At 59.4% G+C, this 19,078-nt stretch carries 16 protein-coding genes; 12 read left to right on the forward strand and 4 right to left on the reverse strand.

All coding sequences use genetic code 11. From position 1 onward, the window contains the following. The first annotated feature begins 17 nt into the window (after positions 1 to 17). Together ACA069_RS25055 and ACA069_RS25060 are read left to right on the forward strand one after the other, a co-directional pair. Positions 18 to 1,745, forward strand: coding sequence for a C13 family peptidase (locus tag ACA069_RS25055; RefSeq protein ID WP_187678810.1), 1,728 nt, complete (start codon positions 18 to 20; stop codon positions 1,743 to 1,745). Between the two features lie 27 nt (positions 1,746 to 1,772). Next, a complete protein-coding gene (locus tag ACA069_RS25060; protein ID WP_187678809.1) occupies positions 1,773 to 2,414 on the forward strand; it encodes an oxidoreductase in 642 nt (213 codons plus the stop codon). 61 nt (positions 2,415 to 2,475) lie between these two features. Here ACA069_RS25060 and ACA069_RS25065 read toward each other — a convergent pair whose 3' ends face one another. The 4 genes from ACA069_RS25065 to ACA069_RS25080 all read right to left on the reverse strand — a co-directional run bounded on the left by ACA069_RS25065 (position 2,476) and on the right by ACA069_RS25080 (position 6,915). Further along, complete coding sequence (locus ACA069_RS25065) at positions 2,476 to 2,760, reverse strand: YceK/YidQ family lipoprotein (protein WP_401269049.1); 285 nt, start codon at positions 2,758 to 2,760, stop codon at positions 2,476 to 2,478. Then, positions 2,753 to 3,400 carry a flavin prenyltransferase UbiX gene (gene ubiX / locus ACA069_RS25070; protein ID WP_187678807.1) on the reverse strand — a complete coding sequence of 216 codons (648 nt, stop codon included), beginning with the start codon at positions 3,398 to 3,400 and terminating at the stop codon, positions 2,753 to 2,755. The genes ACA069_RS25065 and ubiX overlap by 8 nt, the downstream gene beginning before the upstream one ends. Next, positions 3,397 to 4,746 carry a UDP-N-acetylmuramate:L-alanyl-gamma-D-glutamyl-meso-diaminopimelate ligase gene (gene mpl / locus ACA069_RS25075; RefSeq protein WP_187678806.1) on the reverse strand — a complete coding sequence of 450 codons (1,350 nt, stop codon included), beginning with the start codon at positions 4,744 to 4,746 and terminating at the stop codon, positions 3,397 to 3,399. Before mpl ends, ubiX begins: the two co-directional genes overlap by 4 nt. Positions 4,747 to 5,001: 255 nt before the next feature. Continuing rightward, on the reverse strand, positions 5,002 to 6,915 hold the full coding sequence (locus tag ACA069_RS25080) for a sigma-54-dependent Fis family transcriptional regulator (protein WP_497615419.1): 1,914 nt from the start codon (positions 6,913 to 6,915) through the stop codon (positions 5,002 to 5,004). Positions 6,916 to 7,214: 299 nt separating this feature from the next. Here ACA069_RS25080 and exaC point away from each other — a divergent pair, with 299 nt between their 5' ends. The 10 genes from exaC to ACA069_RS25130 all read left to right on the forward strand — a co-directional run bounded on the left by exaC (position 7,215) and on the right by ACA069_RS25130 (position 19,078). Continuing rightward, positions 7,215 to 8,735 (forward strand): acetaldehyde dehydrogenase ExaC, encoded by a 1,521-nt coding sequence (gene exaC / locus ACA069_RS25085; RefSeq protein ID WP_401269054.1) that lies wholly within the window; start codon positions 7,215 to 7,217, stop codon positions 8,733 to 8,735. Positions 8,736 to 8,946: 211 nt separating this feature from the next. After that, entirely contained in the window at positions 8,947 to 10,398 is a 1,452-nt protein-coding gene (gene eat / locus ACA069_RS25090; RefSeq protein WP_497615420.1) for an ethanolamine permease, read from the forward strand. 52 nt (positions 10,399 to 10,450) lie between these two features. Beyond that, on the forward strand, positions 10,451 to 11,845 hold the full coding sequence (locus ACA069_RS25095) for an ethanolamine ammonia-lyase subunit EutB (protein ID WP_497615421.1): 1,395 nt from the start codon (positions 10,451 to 10,453) through the stop codon (positions 11,843 to 11,845). After that, a complete protein-coding gene (eutC, locus tag ACA069_RS25100; RefSeq protein WP_497615422.1) occupies positions 11,842 to 12,675 on the forward strand; it encodes an ethanolamine ammonia-lyase subunit EutC in 834 nt (277 codons plus the stop codon). The genes ACA069_RS25095 and eutC overlap by 4 nt, the downstream gene beginning before the upstream one ends. 115 nt (positions 12,676 to 12,790) lie before the next feature. Beyond that, the gene (locus tag ACA069_RS25105; RefSeq protein WP_007910890.1) at positions 12,791 to 13,252 is read left to right on the forward strand and encodes a GNAT family N-acetyltransferase; all 462 of its coding nucleotides are present in this window, start codon (positions 12,791 to 12,793) and stop codon (positions 13,250 to 13,252) included. Between the two features lie 230 nt (positions 13,253 to 13,482). Beyond that, a complete protein-coding gene (locus tag ACA069_RS25110) occupies positions 13,483 to 14,133 on the forward strand; it encodes a DedA family protein (protein ID WP_489879916.1) in 651 nt (216 codons plus the stop codon). Positions 14,134 to 14,137: 4 nt separating this feature from the next. Continuing rightward, positions 14,138 to 14,950 carry a M90 family metallopeptidase gene (locus ACA069_RS25115; RefSeq protein ID WP_401269059.1) on the forward strand — a complete coding sequence of 271 codons (813 nt, stop codon included), beginning with the start codon at positions 14,138 to 14,140 and terminating at the stop codon, positions 14,948 to 14,950. Between the two features lie 112 nt (positions 14,951 to 15,062). After that, entirely contained in the window at positions 15,063 to 15,590 is a 528-nt protein-coding gene (gene ppa / locus ACA069_RS25120; RefSeq protein ID WP_045881121.1) for an inorganic diphosphatase, read from the forward strand. Between the two features lie 222 nt (positions 15,591 to 15,812). After that, complete coding sequence (locus tag ACA069_RS25125; RefSeq protein WP_401269062.1) at positions 15,813 to 16,559, forward strand: S24 family peptidase; 747 nt, start codon at positions 15,813 to 15,815, stop codon at positions 16,557 to 16,559. Positions 16,560 to 17,386: 827 nt separating this feature from the next. Continuing rightward, positions 17,387 to 19,078, forward strand: coding sequence for a DNA cytosine methyltransferase (locus tag ACA069_RS25130; RefSeq protein WP_497615423.1), 1,692 nt, complete (start codon positions 17,387 to 17,389; stop codon positions 19,076 to 19,078).

Here is a 19,078-nt window from a genome sequence, read left to right on the forward strand (position 1 = left end):
ATTGCCCGGATCCCGCTATGCGCTCACTCGCCTGTCTTGCACCCCTTGCCTTGACCCTGATGCTTGCCGCTTGCGGCGACGGCGAATCGCTGCTGCCTCCCGATGCGCGACTGCCGGATGGCGGACGCTATCGCGGCGAACTGGTCGATGGCTTGCTGCAAGGTCAGGGACGGGTCGACTATCCCAATGGCAGTTGGTACGCCGGGCAGTTCGACAAGGGGCAGTGGCACGGCCAGGGCGAATGGCATGGCAGCAATGGCGAGATCTATCGGGGCCAGTTCCAGCAAGGGCTGTTCGAGGGTCAGGGCAGCCTGACTACCAATGCCAGCAGTTACACCGGCAGCTTCAAGCAGGGCCGACGCGATGGCGAAGGCACCCTGAAAGAAAATGCCATGACTTACCGTGGCGAATTCAAGGCTGATCAGTATTCCGGGCTCGGCCGTCTGGAAATGGATGACGGCAGTTCCTATCAAGGCCAGTTCGCCCACGGCAAACCGAATGGCGAAGGCCAGCGCGGCGACTCCAGCGGCAACTCGTTCACCGGCCATTTCGTCAACGGCCAACTGGAAGGCAACGGCACCTTCAACAGCGCGGACGGCGACATCTATGTCGGCGGTTTCAAGAACAATCAGTTGCACGGCAAGGGCCGCTACGAAAACGCTGACGGCGACGTCTGGCTCGGCCAGTTCAAGGAAGGCGCGCTGACCGGCAAGGGCGAACTGATCGGCGCCGACGGCAGCCACTACGTCGGCACCTTCAGCGACTGGCGCTTCAGCGGTCAGGGCCGTTTGAATTTGTCCGATGGCAGCTTCTATGTCGGTGGATTCGACAGCGACAGTTATTCGGGACGCGGCACACTGGTGCTCACCGATGGCAGCGTGATGAGCGGCACCTGGATCAACGGCCAGCGTGTGCGCGATGCCGACGGCAAGTTGCTGCCCGACACTCTGGAACTCGGTTTGCTCGCTCAGGGTCGTCTACTCGACGACGCACTGGCCGCGATCCCGGCTTCCACCCCGGCCGTTGAGCTGTACACCCTGACCCTCGGCGGCGACGGCAAGCAGAGCGTATTCCTGCGCGAGTCGGACTACGTCGCCAACATGCTCAACACGCGCTTCGGCGCCTATGGCCAGATCCGTCTGGTCAACCACCGCGACCACCTCGGCGACCGGCCGATGGCCACCCGCGAGAACCTGCGCCGCGCCGCGCAAACCCTGGCTGAACGCAGCGGCCCGGAAGACTTGTTGTTCATCTACCTGACCAGCCACGGCACCGCCGAACACGAACTGGTGCTCGACCAGCCGCGCATGGAGCTGGCCGACCTGCCCGCCGACGAACTCGCCGCGGTGCTGGCGCCGTTGAAAAACCGCGACAAGATCATCGTGATTTCGTCGTGCTACTCCGGCGGTTTCATCCCGGCGCTCAAAGACGAACGCACGCTGATCATGACCGCGTCGCGCGCCGACCGGGTGTCCTTCGGCTGCTCGGAAGAGGCCAACTTCACCTACTTCGGTGACGCACTGTTCGCCCAGGCGCTGAACCAGACCGACGATCTCGAACAAGCTTTCAAACTGGCCAAGGCCACCGTTGCCGAGCGCGAACTGGCGGACAATTTCGAAGCCTCGGAGCCGCAAATCTGGGCGCCGAAAACCGTGCTGTCGCACTGGCAACTGCTGCGTAAACAGCAAGCGAGAAAAGCTTTGCAAAGTGCTGCGTTGAACGACGGAGCGACAAAGAGCAACTAAGCTGAACAGTATCAAGGGAGAGACACTATGTACTTGACGCCTCAGCACGTATTGCTTGCCGGAGCCACCGGTTTGACCGGTGAACATCTACTCGACCGTTTGCTCAACGAGCCTACGATTACCCGCGTGCTTGCCCCCTCCCGTCGACCATTGGCCGAGCATCCGCATCTGGAAAACCCGGTTGGCGACCCACAGGCGTTTCTGCCGCAACTCAGCGGTCGCGTCGACATCGCCTATTGCTGCCTCGGCACGACGATCAAACAGGCCGGCTCCGAAGCTGCGTTTCGCGCGGTGGATCTGGACATGGTCGTGGCGTTCGCCAAACGTGCGCGGGAAATGGGTGCGCGGCATCTGATCGTGATCAGTGCAATCGGGGCCGATCCGAAATCTTCGGTTTTTTACAACCGGGTCAAAGGGGAAATGGAACAGGCATTGCGCGCGCAGGACTGGCCGCAACTGACCATCTGCCGGCCGTCGCTGTTGCTTGGGGAACGTACCGAGCCGCGTCTGGGCGAGCAGCTAGCCGCACCGTTTTCAAAATTGATTCCCGGTAAGTATCGCGGCATCGAGGCCTGCCAACTGGCCCGGGCGATGTGGCGGCTGGCGCTGGAAGAACAGGATGGGGTCCGGGTGATCGAATCGGATGATTTGAGGAAACTCGGTAAATAATCCAGCGGTGTCTGGAATTGATCGTTCCCACGCAGAGCGTGGGAACGATCAGAACACCCGACTACAATCCGCCAGTCGCTTGAAACCCCACGCCAATCACCGTCAGCAACGACAACGGTAAAAGCAGCGTATCGAGCAAAGCACTTGCCGGCAGATCCACCCCCGGATAGCTCGGCGCTTCAGCGCCAAACCGATCCATCGCACAACACCCGCCATTCAGCGCATACAAATCCAGCCGCGTCCCCGAATACACCACCGGCGCGCCCGGCTTCGCCGCATCGAGCGTGCGCGCAGTGGCGCACCCGCTCAGTTGCAGCGCCAGACAAATCACCAGCAGCTTATTCATCGCTGCTCAGATGATGCTCGCCCCAACGCGGCAGCATGTCCTGAGGAATGCCCAGCAGATTGAGAATCCGCGCCACGACGAAATCGATCAGATCATCGATGGTCTGCGGCTGGTGATAGAAACCCGGCGACGCAGGAAGGATGGTCACGCCCATGTTCGACAGCTTGAGCATGTGCTCCAGATGAATGCTCGAATACGGCGCCTCGCGTGGCACCAGAATCAACTGTCGACGCTCCTTCAACGTCACGTCGGCGGCACGTTCGATCAGGTTGTTGCAGGCGCCGGTGGCAATCGCCGACAGCGTGCCAGTGGAGCACGGCACCACCACCATCGCCGCTGGTGCGCCGGAGCCGGAAGCCACTGGCGACATCCAGTCTTCCTTGCCGTACACGCGGATCTGCCCGGCGGCAGCTCCGGTGTATTCGGTCAGGAACGCCTGCATCATCTGCGGCTTGGGCGGCAGCGTGACATCGGTCTCGGTGGCCATCACCAGTTGCGCAGCCTTGGAGATCAGGAAGTGCACCTCGCGATCTTCACGCACCAGACAATCGAGCAGGCGCAAACCGTACTGCGCGCCTGAAGCGCCGGTCATCGCCAGCGTGATGCGTTCGGGGCCATTGCTCTCCAAACGAGTGTTCATTGCAGCGCCTCGGCGAGTTTTCCGTGCAGGCCGCCGAAGCCGCCGTTGCTCATGATGACCACGTGAGTGCCGGGCTGAGCCTGGCTCTTCACGCGTTCGATGATGCCTTCCAGCGAATCGCTGACAATCGACGGCACGGTGCACAGCGCAGCGGTCGCGCCCAGATCCCAGCCGAGGTTGGCCGGGGCGTACCAGATCACCTGATCGGCATCGACCACGCTGGCTGGCAAACCGTCGCGGTGCGCGCCGAGCTTCATCGAGTTGGAACGCGGTTCGATGATCGCAATCAGCGGTGCATCGCCGATGCGTTTGCGTAGACCGTCGAGGGTGGTAGCAATCGCCGTCGGGTGATGGGCGAAGTCGTCGTAAATGGTGATACCGCGAACCTCAGCGACTTTCTCCATGCGACGTTTGACGTTCTTGAACGCACTCAACCCGGCAATGCCCATCGACGGCACCACGCCGACATGACGCGCTGCCGCCAGCGCGGCCAAGGCGTTGGCGACGTTGTGCTGACCGGTCAGCTCCCACTCGACCGTGCCTTGGGACACGCCTTCGAACATCACTTCAAATGCCGAACCGTCTTCGCTAAGCAATTTGACCTGCCACTGACCGCCGGCCCCGGTGGTCTGCACCGGAGTCCAGCAGCCCATTTCGATCACTCGCTGCAACGCAGGCTCGGTTGTCGGGTGGATCACCAGGCCTTCGCTCGGAATCGTGCGCACCAAATGGTGGAATTGTCGCTCGATCGCCGGCAGATCCGGAAAGATGTCCGCGTGATCGAACTCAAGATTGTTGAGGATCGCGGTGCGTGGGCGGTAGTGAACGAATTTCGAGCGTTTGTCGAAAAACGCGCTGTCGTACTCGTCAGCTTCGATCACAAAGAACGGCGTGCCGCCCAGACGCGCCGACACCGAGAAATTCTGCGGCACGCCGCCGATCAGGAAGCCCGGGCTCATGCCGGCGTGTTCCAGCACCCAGGCGAGCATGCTGCTGGTGGTGGTTTTGCCGTGGGTACCGGCGACGGCCAGCACCCAGCGACCTTGCAGCACGTGATCGGCCAGCCACTGCGGGCCGGAAACGTACGGCAGGCCTTTGTTCAGCACATATTCCACCGCCGGATTGCCGCGGGACATGGCGTTGCCGATCACCACCAGATCCGGCGCCGGATCGAGCTGAGCCGGGTCGTAACCCTGCGTCAGCTGAATGCCCTGAGCTTCAAGCTGCGTGCTCATCGGCGGATAGACGTTGGCGTCGGAACCGGTCACGTGGTGGCCCAGCTCTTTGGCCAGAACCGCCATCGAGCCCATGAAAGTCCCGCAGATACCCAGAATATGAATGTGCATAGTCGACCTCGTAAAACATGGCCGCAGGTTAGCGTAGGGAGGGGGAATTCGCACTCTTTAGGTGATGGGGCGGGAATGGCATTTGTGTTCGGCTGTGGATTGTCGCCCCTCACCCCAGCCCTCTCCCGAGGGAGAGGGAGCCGATCTCGGTTGCTTTCAAATGCTGAGTTCACGTCGATGATTCAGGTCGGCGTAAATCGCCAGAACACCTCGGTCAGTCCCCTCTCCCTCTGGGAGAGGGCTAGGGTGAGGGCTCTAACTGACCCGCCGCTCAATGCCATGTTTACGCAGCTTCCTGTAAAGCGTATTACGACTAACCCCCAACTGCTCAGCCGTATGCGTCATATGCCACCGCGTCTGTTCCAGCGTTTTAAGCAGCGCAACCCGCTCAGCATCTTCCAATGGATGCTCAGATACATCAGGTTGCAAAACCGCCACCCGCGCCTGCCGAATCATCGCCGGCAAATCCTCCAGCCCGATCCGCCCTTCATCACACAACGCCGCCAACGTGCGCAGCACATTGCGCAACTGCCGCACATTGCCCGGCCAGTTGAACGCCAGCAGCGCCTCACGTGCAGGTTGTTCAATCAATATCGTTTCGCCGCCAGCTTCCTCGGCCAGCAGGAAGTCCAACAGTTGCGATTTATCACTGCGCTCACGCAACGCCGGCAACGCCACTTCCAGCCCATTGAGCCGGTAATACAGATCCTCACGAAAGCTGCCGTCCGCAACCCGCTCCAGCAGATTGCGGTGGGTCGCGCTGATGATCCGCACATTGACCGCTTCCGGTTCCCCGCCAATCGGCACCACTTGCCGATCTTCCAGCACCCGCAGCAAGCGAGTCTGCAAGGCCAGCGGCATGTCGCCGATTTCATCGAGGAATAACGTGCCACCATCGGCCTGCTGCAACTTGCCGCGCATGCCGTCCTTGCGAGCACCAGTGAAGCTTCCGCCGCGATAGCCGAACAGCTCGCTTTCGATCAGGCTCTCGGGGATTGCTGCACAGTTGAGTGCGACGAACGCCTTGCTCGACCGCTGACTGGCTTGATGCACCGCTTTGGCGAAGGCTTCTTTGCCGGAGCCCGTTTCGCCATTGATCAACAGCGGCACATCACGCTCGAAAACGCGCAGGGCTTTGCGGAAGTTCGCTTGCAGCGTCGCATCACCGAGGCAGATGCCCGACAAGCGTGGTGCCTCGGTGACAACTGGCGAACGCATGATCGGCGGCGGCTTGCGCGATTCGCCACGCAACACGGCAAACAGCTGCCGGCCATCACGGGTGCGTAGCGGCCAACTAGCGCTGGCATGGGCACTGGCGCGAGCAAGCAGCTCATCCAGTGAACAGTCGAAAAACGCCTCCACCGGTTTGCCGAGCAAGCCACCGCGAATATGTCCGAGCAGGTTCAGCGCACTCTGGTTGACCGCACTGATCCGCCCTTCCCCGTCAAACGCCAGCAGCCCTTCGCTGAACAACCCGACGGATTCTGCCTGGAGGTGGAAACGCAGCAGCCATTGGTTATCGAAACAACGCAGGAAGTAGCAACTCTCGATCATCTTCGCCGACAGATTGACCAGCGCCATGGTGTGGAACTGGCTCTGGCGCGAGACGTCGTGGCGCGCCGAGGACACATCGAGCACGGCCAGCAACTCGCCGTGCGGATCGAACACCGGACTCGCCGAACAAGTCAGGCCCGTATGGCGCCCTCGAAAATGTTCGTCCTGGTGAATGGTCAGTGCCTGACGCTCGACCAGACAGGTGCCGATGCCGTTGGTGCCTTCACAGGCTTCGCTCCAGTCGGCACCGAGCCAGAGGCCGGCGCGTTCGAAAATCTTGCGTTCGGTGGGCGCGGTGACGCAATTGAGGATCACCCCGCGCGCGTCGGTCAGCAGCACCGCGTGGCCGGCGCCGGAGAGTTGTTGATGCAGGCTGCTCATTTCATTGCCGGCAATCTGCAAGACCTGCTGCAGACGTTCGCGGCTTTCAAGGACGCGCCCGTGTTCAAGCACGGTGGGCGCCATGCTCAACGCGGGGTCGAGATGATAATCCTCAAGACAGCGAAGCCATGAGCGGGCAATTGACGGATCAGCTCCGGGCCCGTGCAGGTGAGGTTTGCCCTGGGTGGCGGTGAGAACCTGTTGGGCATGGCGACTCAAATGGTTGTCGTGCATTTCTTATTGTTCTCCCCGAGGCTCGGCGGCCCAATGCTTGAGGTGACGCCCAGCATCCTCCAGCCACCGGCGCATTGCAATGCTGGCAAGACTGCCCGGTCACCGGTTGTGCCAAAAGCGGTACAAACTGTCACCGCATCTGTACCGAAACCGTCACAGCCTTCATCCACCCGTCCGACAGAAACCGCGCAAGGCCTTGATTTACCTGACCTGCACGGCGGTGGCCCGACCTTTGCTCTACGCTTATAGTAAGCGCACTTGCGCGTTTCTCTAATAAGTACAAAGCCAAGGAGAACATCATGCGTTACGCTCACCCCGGTACTGAAGGCGCCAAAGTCTCGTTCAAAAGCAAGTACGGTAACTACATCGGCGGCGAGTTCGTCGCGCCTGTCAAAGGTCAGTACTTCACCAATACTTCGCCGGTCAACGGCCAGCCAATTGCCGAATTCCCCCGCTCCACTGCCGAAGACATCGACAAGGCACTTGACGCCGCCCACGCTGCCGCCGATGCGTGGGGCGCGACCTCCGTGCAGGCGCGCTCACTGATCCTGTTGAAAATCGCCGACCGCATCGAAGCCAACCTCGAACTGCTGGCGATCACCGAAACCTGGGACAACGGCAAAGCCATCCGCGAAACCCTCAACGCCGACATCCCGCTCGCCGCCGACCACTTCCGCTACTACGCCGGTTGCATCCGCGCCCAAGAAGGCAGCGCTGCCGAAATCGACGGCAACACCGTGGCTTATCACATTCATGAACCGCTGGGCGTGGTCGGCCAGATCATCCCGTGGAACTTCCCGATCCTGATGGCCGCGTGGAAACTTGCGCCAGCCCTGGCCGCCGGTAACTGCGTGGTGCTCAAACCTGCCGAGCAAACTCCGCTGGGTATCTCCGTGCTGGTCGAACTGATCGGCGACCTGCTGCCGCCGGGCGTGCTGAACGTTGTTCAGGGCTACGGCAAAGAAGCCGGCGAAGCGCTGGCGACCAGCAAACGCATCGCCAAGATTGCCTTCACCGGGTCAACCCCGGTCGGCTCGCACATCATGAAATGCGCTGCCGAAAACATCATCCCGTCCACCGTGGAACTGGGCGGCAAATCGCCGAACATCTTCTTCGAAGACATCATGCAGGCCGAGCCGACTTTCATCGAGAAAGCCGCCGAAGGTCTGGTGCTGGCGTTCTTCAACCAGGGCGAAGTCTGCACCTGCCCTTCCCGCGCACTGGTTCAGGAATCGATCTACGACGAGTTCATGGCCGTGGTCATGAAGAAAGTCCTGCAAATCAAACGTGGCGATCCGCTGGACACCGACACCATGGTTGGCGCTCAGGCGTCCGAGCAGCAATTCGACAAGATCCTGTCCTACCTGGAAATCGCCAAGGGCGAAGGCGCAGAACTGCTGACCGGCGGCAAGGTGGAAAAACTCGAGGGCAACCTGTCGACCGGCTATTACATCCAGCCGACCCTGCTCAAGGGCACCAACAAGATGCGCGTGTTCCAGGAAGAAATCTTTGGCCCGGTGGTGAGCATCACCACGTTCAAGGACGAAGCCGAAGCCCTGGCCATCGCCAACGACACCGAGTTCGGCCTTGGCGCCGGCCTGTGGACCCGCGACATCAACCGCGCCTACCGCATGGGCCGCGCGATCAAGGCCGGTCGCGTGTGGACCAACTGCTACCACCTGTACCCGGCGCATGCCGCGTTCGGGGGGTACAAGAAGTCCGGCGTCGGCCGTGAAACCCACAAGATGATGCTCGACCACTATCAGCAGACCAAAAACCTGCTGGTGAGCTACGACATCAATCCGTTGGGCTTCTTCTAAAGCATAGGGGCGAGGCAGATATTTCTGCCTCGCCCTTTCGACCGCTTTCGCGAGCAGGCTCGCTCCCACAGGGACTGCGTGCCCCCGCAATGCTCGACTCGACACACATCCAATGTGGGAGCGAGCCTGCTCGCGAAAGCGATGTGCGATTCAACCCAATGGTCCCCGGCCCCGCAACTGGGCCAATAAAACAATAAGAATGGTGAACCCTATGCCTAGCGAATCCCCTGCTGGCGCTCCGGCGACTAGCTCCTCCGTCGACTTCGAAAAAGTCGGTTCGGACTACTTCCAACAACGCGAACTGAAAAAAGGCGCCGCCGGCTGGGTGCTGCTGGTGGGGCTTGGGGTCGCTTATGTGATCTCCGGCGATTATGCCGGCTGGAACTTCGGCCTGGCTCAGGGCGGGTGGGGCGGCATGTTCCTCGCGACACTGCTGATGGCCACCATGTATTTGTGCATGTGCTTTTCCCTGGCCGAACTGTCCTCGATGATTCCTACTGCCGGTGGCGGTTACGGATTTGCCCGCAGTGCCTTCGGCCCGTGGGGCGGCTTCCTGACCGGAACCGCGATCCTTATCGAATACGCCATCGCCCCTGCCGCGATTGCCGTGTTCATCGGCGCTTATTGCGAATCGTTGTTTGGCATCGGCGGCTGGATGATTTATCTGGCGTTCTACATCATTTTTATCGCCATCCACATTTTCGGGGTGGGCGAAGCGTTGAAGCTGATGTTCGTCATCACGGCCATTGCTGCTCTGGCGCTCGGCGTATTTCTGGTGGCCATGGTGCCGCACTTTGACGTCGCCAATTTGCTCGACATCCCAGTGAGCAACGCTACCGGCGCCAGCAGTTTCCTGCCGTTCGGCTATGTCGGCGTGTGGGCGGCGATTCCTTACGCGATCTGGTTCTTCCTCGCGGTGGAAGGTGTGCCGCTGGCCGCAGAAGAAACCAAAAACCCCAAGCGCGACCTGCCACGCGGGCTCATCGGCGCGATGCTGGTGCTGCTGGCGTTTGCCCTGCTGATTTTGATCGTCGGGCCGGGCGGCGCAGGTGCCAACTCGCTGCTGACGTCGGGCAACCCGCTGGTTGAAGCGTTGAGCAAAGCCTACGGCGGCTCGACCTGGATGGGCGGTTTCGTCAATCTCGTGGGCCTGGCCGGGTTGATCGCCAGTTTCTTCTCGATCATCTACGCCTATTCGCGGCAGATTTTCGCCTTGTCCCGCGCAGGCTACCTGCCGCGCAAATTGTCCGAGACCAACAAAAGCAAGGCACCGGTGCTGGCGCTGGTGATTCCGGGGATCATCGGTTTCGGGTTGTCGCTGACCGGCCAGGGCGACTTGCTGATTCTGGTGGCGGTGTTCGGCGCGACCATTTCCTATGTGCTGATGATGGCCGCGCACATCACCCTGCGCATCCGCCGCCCCAAAATGGATCGTCCGTACCGTACGCCCGGCGGCATCTTCACCTCGGGTGTTGCGCTGGTGCTGGCCTGCATCGCCGTGATTGCGGGTTTCCTGGTCGATCCGCGGGTCGTGATCGGCGCCGCTATCATCTATGGAGTGTTAATTGCTTACTTTGCTTTCTACAGTCGACATCACTTGGTAGCAGGTACGCCGGAGGAAGAATTCGCGGCGATTCAGAACGCTGAAAAAGCCCTGCACTGACGGTCGAAAACCACGGCGCAGGCCTCGCCTGCGCCGTCACGGAGAATTCTGTATGGCGAGTTTCGCTCACACGGTCGGCGCCCAGACCTACCGCTTCGACAGCCTCAAGGACGTCATGGCCAAGGCCAGCCCAGCACGTTCGGGGGATTTTCTCGCCGGGGTTGCCGCGCTCAATGACGGCGAGCGCGTGGCCGCGCAAATGGCGCTGGCCGACATCCCGCTCACGCATTTCCTGCAAGAAGCGCTGATCCCTTATGAGTCCGATGAAGTCACCCGCCTGATCATCGACACCCACGACAAACAAGCCTTCGCCGTAATGAGCCACCTCACCGTCGGCGGTTTCCGCGACTGGCTGCTCAGCGACGCCGCCGATGAAACCAGCCTGCGCGCCCTCGCCCCCGGCCTGACCCCGGAAATGGTCGCTGCTGTATCGAAGATCATGCGCGTGCAGGATCTGGTGCTGGTCGCGCAGAAAATCCGCGTCGTCACAAAATTTCGCGGCACCCTTGGGCTGCGTGGACGTCTGTCGACCCGACTGCAACCGAACCACCCGACCGACGAGCCGTCCGGCATCGCCGCGAGCATTCTCGATGGCCTGCTGTACGGCAACGGCGACGCAATGATCGGCATCAACCCGGCCACCGACAGCATCGCCTCGATCTGCGCGATGCTGGAAATGCTCGACGCGATCATTCAGCGCTACGACATCCCGACCCAGGCCTGCGTGCTGACCCACGTCACCACTTCCATCGAAGCGATCAACCGCGGCGTGCCGCTGGACCTGGTGTTCCAGTCGATTGCTGGCACCGAAGCGGCCAACGCCAGTTTCGGCATCAACCTGAATGTTTTGCAGGAAGGCTATGACGCCGGGTTGAGCCTGAATCGCGGCACCCTCGGGAAGAACCTGATGTATTTCGAAACCGGCCAGGGCAGCGCGCTGTCGGCCAACGCTCACCACGGCGTCGATCAGCAGACCTGCGAGACGCGGGCTTACGCCGTGGCGCGACATTTCAAGCCGTTCCTGGTGAACACCGTCGTAGGATTTATCGGCCCGGAATACCTCTACAACGGCAAACAGATCATTCGCGCCGGCCTCGAAGACCACTTCTGCGGCAAGTTGCTCGGCGTGCCGATGGGCTGCGACATCTGCTACACCAACCACGCCGAAGCCGATCAGGACGACATGGATACCCTGCTGACCCTATTAGGTGTGGCCGGGATCAACTTCATCATGGGCATCCCCGGTTCCGACGACATCATGCTCAACTACCAGACCACCTCGTTCCACGACGCCCTCTACGCACGCCAGACTCTGGGCTTGAAACCGGCACCTGAGTTCGAACAATGGCTGGCCAACATGGGTATCTTCACTCAGGCTGACGGCAAGGTCCGCTTCGGCAACAACCTGCCGCCGGCCTTCCGCCAGGCCCTGGCGCAACTGGGATGAGCCTTATGGAAAATCCGCCCGTCGACCCGCAAAACCCATGGCTGGAACTGCGCCGCCTGACCCCGGCACGGATCGCTCTTGGCCGCACCGGCACCAGTTTGCCGACCAGTGCCCAGCTTGATTTTCAGTTCGCCCACGCACAGGCGCGGGATGCGGTGCATCTGCCGTTCGATCATGCAGAACTCAGCGCGCAACTCAGTGAGCGCGGGCGTGAAAGCCTGCTTTTGCACAGCGCAGCGGTGGATCGCAACAGTTACCTGCAACGTCCGGATCTGGGGCGCAAGCTCAGTGACGAGTCAGCGCAGACCTTGCACGATTACGCAGCCGCGCATCCTGGCGGCGTCGATCTGGCGATTGTCGTGGCCGACGGTTTGTCAGCACTGGCGGTGCATCGGCATACGTTGCCGTTTCTCACTCGCATGGAAGATCAGATGAGTGCTGACGGCTGGTCCATTGCGCCCGTCGTTCTGGTGGAACAGGGACGGGTCGCTGTCGGTGATGAAATCGGTCAACTGCTCGGCGCAAAAATGGTCGTGATGCTGATTGGTGAGCGCCCTGGCCTGAGTTCGCCAGACAGCCTCGGTTTATATTTCACCTACAATCCAAAAATCGGACTGACCGACGCCTACCGCAATTGCATTTCCAACGTGCGGCTAGAGGGCTTGAGCTACGGCATGGCGGCGCATCGCTTGCTGTATCTGATGCGCGAAGCCTGTCGGCGGCAGCTGTCGGGAGTCAATCTGAAGGACGAAGCACAGGTTCAGACGTTGGAGTCGGACGCAGGGGCGGACATGAAAGGAAACTTCCTACTCGGTCCGCCCCCAACCTGAACCGTTTCCGCATTGCGTTTCTGCGAAGGTTTCAGGCAGGATCGATGCACGGCCGCCAGGGTTTCCCATCGCCGTCAGAGCAGTTGAAGACAGCCACTTGAAGACGAGACCTATCATGCGGATTATTCAAGCGACCCTCGAACATCTGGATTTGTTGACCCCGTTGTTCGTCAAATATCGCGAGTTCTACGGTTCCCTGCCTTACCCGGATTCCTCCCGCGCGTTCCTCGAAAAACGCCTGCGCCGCAAAGAGTCGGTGATCTATCTGGCCCTGGCCGATGATGACGACAAGAAACTCATGGGTTTCTGTCAGCTGTATCCAAGCTTCTCCTCGCTGTCACTCAAGCGCGTGTGGATCCTCAACGACATCTATGTCGCCGAAGATGCCCGACGCCAATTGGTCGCCGACAATCTGATCCGCACCGCGAAGAAAATGGCCAAGGAAACCCAGGCCGTGCGCATGCGCGTTTCCACCAGCAGTAACAATGAAGTCGCGCAGAAAACCTATGAGTCCATCGGATTCAAGGAAGACACCGAGTTCAAGAACTATGTGCTGCCGATCAGCGAAGAGCTCTGACGGCGTTGCCAGCCCGTGATGAGGGAGCCAGCTCCCTCGCCACAAAGAATGCCTACCTGACAATTGTTCACACCCCGACATTCCTCGCTACAAAACCAACGCGCGTTTCATCCTTCAGACCGTATAATCCCGAGCTTTCCGGCTTGTAAGAAAAACTACACCTGCTTGTAGGCTTACACGAAGTCATCCGCACGGGCCTGCAGAGTTGGGCCATCACCACAGGTGCCTCCATGGATTTCAACCCGCTCGACCTTATCCTGCATCTCGACGTCTACCTCGATTTGCTGGTGAACAACTATGGGCCATGGATCTACGCCATCCTGTTTCTGGTGATTTTCTGTGAAACCGGTCTGGTGGTGATGCCGTTCCTGCCGGGCGACTCGCTGCTGTTCATCGCTGGCGCCGTTGCGGCTGGCGGTGGCATGGACCCGGTGCTGCTGGCCGGTCTGCTGATGCTCGCGGCAATCATGGGCGACAGCACCAACTACGTGATCGGACGAACGGCCGGGGAAAAATTGTTCAGCAACCCGAACTCGAAAATCTTCCGCCGCGACTATCTGCAGAAAACTCACGATTTCTATGACAAGCACGGCGGTAAAACCGTAACCCTCGCGCGCTTCCTGCCGATCATCCGCACCTTTGCTCCATTCGTCGCCGGCGTTGCGAGGATGCCCTACCCGCGCTTTTTCGGTTTCAGCGTCCTGGGCACTATTCTCTGGGTTGGTGGCCTGGTAACGCTGGGGTATTTCTTCGGCAATGTACCGTTCATCAAGAAGAACCTGTCGTTGCTGGTGGTCGCGATCATTCTGCTGTCGCTGGTGCCGATGATCATCGGCGTGGTTCGCAGCCGTTTCGGCGGCACCAAAGCCCAATCGCACTAAGCCTGTGTGGTCGCTCAGCGCCTGGCGGCGTCGGCGCATTCTGGCGAAGCACCCGATTGCCGACGACCTGTGGCAGCGGGTGCGCCATCACCTGAGTTTTCTTGACGGCATCACGGCCGCCGAAGACCAGTGGCTGCGCGAGGCCTGCGTCTTGTTCCTCGACGACAAACACCTGAGCGCCCTGCCCGGCGTCGAACTGCATCAGGAGCAACGCCTGCTGCTCGCCGCACAAGCGCAATTGCCGCTTCTGCACCTGGGCGACTTGAACTGGTATCAGGGCTTTCACGAGATCGTCCTCTATCCCGACGACTTCCTCAGCCCGCAGCGCCATCGCGATGCCAGCGGCGTCGAGCATGAATGGGATGGCGAACACAGCGGCGAAGCCTGGCAGCAGGGGCCGATCATTCTGGCCTGGCCTGGCGTGATGGCCAGTGGTGGCTGGGAAGGCTACAACCTGGTGATTCACGAACTGGCGCACAAACTCGACATGCTCAACGGCGATGCCAACGGCCTGCCGCCGCTGCACGCCGACATGCGCGTCAGCGACTGGGCCGAGGTGATGCAAAAGGCCTACGACGACCTCAATCTGCAACTCGATGACAACCCTGACGCCGAAACCGCCATCGATCCCTACGCCGCGGAAAACCCGGCCGAGTTCTTTGCCGTCACCAGTGAGTATTTCTTCAGCGCACCGGATCTGCTGTACGAGGCTTATCCACAGGTCTACTTGCAACTCAAGCGTTTCTACCGGCAGGATCCGTTGGGCAGGTTGCAGCAACTTCAGGCCACAGACCCGGTCTATCAGGCGCAAGACTGAGCGCCGAACGACGCTCAGTACATGGCGTAGGCTGCAGAATATGCCTATAATCGCCGCCACTTTTTGGTCAATCCGGCCAAGTGTTTTTGGTCAACTACGGGGGCAACGCCCAATGAGCTACAGCAAGATTCCGGCTGGCAAAGACCTGCCGAACGACATCTACGTCGCGATCGAGATCCCGGCCAACCACGCGCCGATCAAATACGAAATCGACAAAGACAGTGATTGCCTGTTCGTTGACCGTTTCATGGCCACCCCAATGTTCTACCCGGCCAACTACGGTTTCATCCCGAACACCCTGGCTGACGACGGTGATCCCCTCGACGTGCTGGTTGTGACCCCTTACCCGGTTGCACCAGGCTCGGTGATCCGCGCGCGTCCAGTCGGCGTCCTGAACATGACCGACGACGGCGGCGGCGATGCCAAAGTCATCGCAGTGCCACACGACAAGCTGTCCCAGCTGTACGTCGACGTGAAGGAATACACTGACCTGCCTCCTCTGCTGATCCAGCAGATCGAGCACTTCTTCGCGAACTACAAAGATCTCGAAAAAGGCAAGTGGGTCAAGATCGAAGGCTGGGCCGGTGCAGACGCCGCCCGCGAAGCGATCACCAAGTCGGTTGCTGCCTACAAAGGCTAAGCGCTTGCGACCTGCGTGATGCTTGCAGAAAACCCCGGTTGATCCGGGGTTTTTTATGCGCGAGATCAGCTTCCTTAAACAGGACGTTTAAAATCCGCGCGACGCGGTTTTAACTTGTTTAATTTCCCACAAGAACGTCTTACATCCAGTCGCAAAATTCAGCCCGTTTTTGAACGCCCGGTTTATTCAAACCGCTCTGGCACGGCCGTAGACTCCGTGTTTATGAGAAAGAACACTAGCGGTCCAAGATTCAAGGCACTCCTGGAAAAAGCGAACATCTCTACCACGGGTTTCGCAAAGTTCTGGGGCACGGAAGCCCAAAATGTCCACAACTGGTACACCCGGGGCGTCCCGGCGTATCGCATGGAAGAAGTCTCACGCCTGCTGTCCGTCAACAGCGAATGGCTGAAAACCGGCGAAGGCACCAAAGAGGCGCCTAGCCTGACGCCGCCTGCCAGCAATGGCGACACCTTTGACGCCCACGCCATCCGCGGCGCGTACACCGTCATCGACCCCAACGACATCGACCTGGCGTTCTTCAAGGAAACGCCGCTCACCAAAGACTCCGGCAAAACCCACGTCATCCTCGATCCGGATCAAACCATCCGCCTGCCCCGCGCGCACCTGGACCAACTGGAAGTGCGCCACAGCGATGCCATCTGCGCCCACATGATCGGCAACAGCATGGCCGAGCGCATCGAAGACGGCTCGATACTCGCCATCGACCGCGGCCTGACCCAGGTCGTCGACGGCGAAATCTACGCCATCGAACACGACGGCATGCTGCGCATCAAATACCTGCACCGCATGCCCGGCAACGGCCTGCGCCTGCGCAGCCACAACAGCGCCGAATACCCGGACGAAGTCTTTCGCCCAGCGCAGATTGAAGAGCAGCGGATTCATATATTGGGCTGGGTGTTCTGGTGGTCGACGCTGAGCAAGAGACGGCCGGTGGTACCGTTTCTCTAATCCGAAGGCTTGCTCCTCCCCTGTTGGAGTGAGCCTGCTCGCGATGAGGCCCGGATAGACAGTACAAATCTCGGATTTTGGCCAGTCAGATCGCTCTAACCCGCACGTCACACTGGGAATCCAAAGCAAAACTCAGTATCCTGCGCCCCACATTCGCGCATCGACCCGCTCCCGCGGCTCAGATGACGCCCGACGCGGCAGACCAACGTCTGCCAAGTCCCACAGCCGGACGCAGATCCGGGTGTACATTTTGAAGGCTGGCGCGGTTTACCAAAAATGAACCAAGCCAGTCCCCGAGAAGCCGGCCACAAGCCGGCTTTTTAATTGTCCGAAATAATCCTATCCCATCCGAAAATCCTGCCGATAGCCTAGCTATCACGGGCCTTTCAGGCGCTCTACTGTCCGATGGTGTTCAACGCCATTTGACCACTACACCTCCTGCCGGCATAAATTCATTTTTTTACTGGCCGATCGAAAATCCGAGCTCTGTTTCTGCGCGGTCTGCCGTTCTTCCTTGTTAGGCGCTCCTCGCTAACGTCAGGAGTAATTGCCGCGCGGCACTTTCGCGGACGAAGGGGTGCGAGTATTGCTATGCAGAGCCTCTTTAAATCAAGGAGCTCCGCACCAGTCGACGAACGTGACTGTACGAATCGCCCCAAGGCTAATACTGTACATAATTACAGCACCACAGACCGGCGTCTTCCAAAACTCCTGGATCTATCTGCTTACTCTTCAATACACTCACTCAGCTAGCTCCTGACTAGACCAGCACAGGGCTGCGCTGAGGAAAGATTACTCGGGTTTCAAACCGGCTGAAGGAGCTCAATATGTGGGTACCACCAAGCGAAGCCCCAGGCTTAGCCGACGCAATATTTCTGGATGAATTCAAAGACATAAGTGAATTGGACAATCTCAAACCAATCCAGCCGTCAGGCGGCCCAAGCCATTGCGTTTGCTTGCAGGGCAATCCATTATCCACCACTATTGCCCCCTCGACGCCTACCGAGCTACCTCTAGTCAGCATGCCGAGTAAGCATCCAGCATCAGTGGCGAAAAAAGACCACCATCGTGCTGCCTTTATTGGCGATAGCCAAGGGCTTCGCGAGACGCTCCCTACCCTGAAAACGACCGTATCCGGGCAGGAGCCCATGAAAAATTTCGAAACCCTCCCCTCATTACCCGCCCACGGGCAACCTTTGATGTTCGCAGATCTTTTTGCGGGCTGTGGAGGCCTATCTCTAGGTCTATCGCTCGCAGGGCTAAACGGCGTTTTTGCTGTAGAACGCGACAAAATGGCATTTTCTACCCTTTCGGCAAACCTGCTCGAAGGGCGCAACGTGCCTGCACCTCAATTCGAATGGCCCGATTGGCTGGAAAGAAAAGCCTGGGGTATCGATGAAATTCTTGAACAGCACCCACTTAAACTTTCCGAGCTCAAGGGCAAAGTGCATGTACTTGCAGGAGGCCCTCCCTGCCAAGGATTCAGTTTCGCAGGGAAGCGACTAGAGTCCGACCCCCGAAACCAACTGTTTGAGAAGTACGTGGAAATGGTCAAGGCTATTCAGCCAGCGGCCATTGTCCTGGAAAACGTACCGGGCATGAAGGTCGCGCATAAAGCCAAATCTTGGAAAGAAGAACTTGGCTTAACGAAAGTGAAGCCCCATTCCTACTATGACAAGCTTGTCGAAAGCCTGGATAGGGTCGGGTATCAGGTCCTCGGTAAAATAGTGGACTGCTCACTCTTCGGAGTTCCGCAAAAGCGCCCACGCCTAATCGTGATAGGGATCCGCAAAGATCTCTCTCGCCATCTCCGTGGCGGCGCTAACAGAGCTTTCGAGCTTCTGGAGGAAGCAAGGCTGAACCAGCTGCAGGAGCTTGGCCTTCCAGAAATTGTCAGCGCTTCGGAGGCCATTTCTGATTTAGAAATAAAGCACGTTGGGACCAGACCATGTACTGATCTCTCCTCTCGTACCGGCTTTCTAGAGCTCGCATATAAGGGGCCTCGGACACATTACCAAACCCTCATGCATCAAGGGAGCGGCGACTCTATGGACAGCGTACGCTTAGCCAAACACAAACCCGAAATCAGTGAACGGTTCATGAGGATCATTCAGGACCCCGAGTGCGTTAGGGGTGGTTTGATGAGCTTGGCCCAAAGGGAAAAATATGGCCTCAAGAAGCACCGCATTTGCCTAATGCACGAAGCAAATCCCGCACCAACAATAACAACTTTGCCCGACGATGTGCTCCACTACAGCGAGCCCAGAATACTGACCGTCCGAGAGTCTGCACGCCTGCAGTCCTTTCCCGACTGGTTCCAGTTCCGAGGCAAATTCACCACCGGCGGGAGCCGACGTACTAAGGAATGCCCGCGCTACACGCAGGTAGGCAACGCTGTTCCTCCTTACCTTGCAAGAGCCATTGGTATAGCCATCGAGTCGGTACTAAAAGAAGCCATGGCCACAGCTAGTCAAAAAACAATCAGTGAACCAGAACAAGAAATCTTAGCCATAGCTTAA

It is taken from the genome of Pseudomonas sp. LBUM1652, from assembly GCF_059716105.1.

Coding starts and splice junctions, on each gene's coding strand:
- ACA069_RS25110 (WP_489879916.1), top strand. CDS start 13,483: ATGGATTTCAACCCGCTCGACCTTATCCTGCATCTCGACGTCTACCTC.
- ACA069_RS25125 (WP_401269062.1), top strand. CDS start 15,813: ATGAGAAAGAACACTAGCGGTCCAAGATTCAAGGCACTCCTGGAAAAA.
- ubiX (WP_187678807.1), bottom strand. CDS start 3,400: ATGAACACTCGTTTGGAGAGCAATGGCCCCGAACGCATCACGCTGGCG.
- ACA069_RS25105 (WP_007910890.1), top strand. CDS start 12,791: ATGCGGATTATTCAAGCGACCCTCGAACATCTGGATTTGTTGACCCCG.
- ACA069_RS25060 (WP_187678809.1), top strand. CDS start 1,773: ATGTACTTGACGCCTCAGCACGTATTGCTTGCCGGAGCCACCGGTTTG.
- ACA069_RS25065 (WP_401269049.1), bottom strand. CDS start 2,760: ATGAATAAGCTGCTGGTGATTTGTCTGGCGCTGCAACTGAGCGGGTGC.
- ACA069_RS25080 (WP_497615419.1), bottom strand. CDS start 6,915: ATGCACGACAACCATTTGAGTCGCCATGCCCAACAGGTTCTCACCGCC.
- eat (WP_497615420.1), top strand. CDS start 8,947: ATGCCTAGCGAATCCCCTGCTGGCGCTCCGGCGACTAGCTCCTCCGTC.
- exaC (WP_401269054.1), top strand. CDS start 7,215: ATGCGTTACGCTCACCCCGGTACTGAAGGCGCCAAAGTCTCGTTCAAA.
- ppa (WP_045881121.1), top strand. CDS start 15,063: ATGAGCTACAGCAAGATTCCGGCTGGCAAAGACCTGCCGAACGACATC.
- eutC (WP_497615422.1), top strand. CDS start 11,842: ATGAGCCTTATGGAAAATCCGCCCGTCGACCCGCAAAACCCATGGCTG.
- ACA069_RS25095 (WP_497615421.1), top strand. CDS start 10,451: ATGGCGAGTTTCGCTCACACGGTCGGCGCCCAGACCTACCGCTTCGAC.
- ACA069_RS25130 (WP_497615423.1), top strand. CDS start 17,387: ATGTGGGTACCACCAAGCGAAGCCCCAGGCTTAGCCGACGCAATATTT.
- ACA069_RS25055 (WP_187678810.1), top strand. CDS start 18: ATGCGCTCACTCGCCTGTCTTGCACCCCTTGCCTTGACCCTGATGCTT.
- mpl (WP_187678806.1), bottom strand. CDS start 4,746: ATGCACATTCATATTCTGGGTATCTGCGGGACTTTCATGGGCTCGATG.